Source organism: Mesorhizobium sp. M7A.F.Ca.US.014.04.1.1 (assembly GCF_003998745.1).
GTDB classification, from domain to species: Bacteria; Pseudomonadota; Alphaproteobacteria; order Rhizobiales; family Rhizobiaceae; genus Mesorhizobium; species Mesorhizobium ciceri.
Genome location: NZ_RZRW01001408.1, coordinates 1 through 522, shown reverse-complemented (window position 1 = coordinate 522; position 522 = coordinate 1). Strand labels below are relative to the sequence as shown.

Annotated in this window: 1 protein-coding gene; it reads left to right on the top strand. The window is 60.5% G+C overall.

The window, feature by feature from the left end:
• Positions 1–235: 235 nt before the first annotated feature.
• A partial coding sequence (locus tag EOA22_RS36815; protein ID WP_164756345.1) for a serine hydrolase occupies positions 236–522 on the top strand: 287 nt, incomplete at its 3' end.

The following is a 522-nucleotide window of genomic DNA, read 5'->3' as shown; positions in this document are numbered from 1 at the left end:
GGCCTCCCCTATGTGTTCGACAGCTTTACCATCACCGCGGTCGGCGAGACCACCGAGGATTTTGACAAGGCGGAAGCGACCGGATCGCCGATGACGCTTACGCCGCGCGTCCCGCCCCAGAAACTGGAAGACGTGCTGCCGCTTGACCTCTCTGTTGTTGACTGGCCACAGTGATCGCCCTGTAAAAGGCAGTGGACAGTCCGCCCTGATTTCCGAAATGGTGAGCTCGAAGCCGATGACCGCCACCCGCACAATACCCTTACGTCTTTTCCTTGCCGCTGCCGTCCTTACCTGCGCAAGTCCTGCAAACGCCGATCGGCTGCTGGACGAATCGGTCGAATTCACCGGTACATTCGCTTTTGTGAGTTCAGGCGCGCCGGGCCTGGTGATCGCCGGCGTTCGCAACGGCGAGACGGCGTTTGCCGGTTTCGGCGAAACGGTCCGCGGATCCGGCATAGAGCCGAATGCCGACACAATGATGCGAGTGGCATCCATCTCGAAGGCCTTTTGCGGAGACGCTCT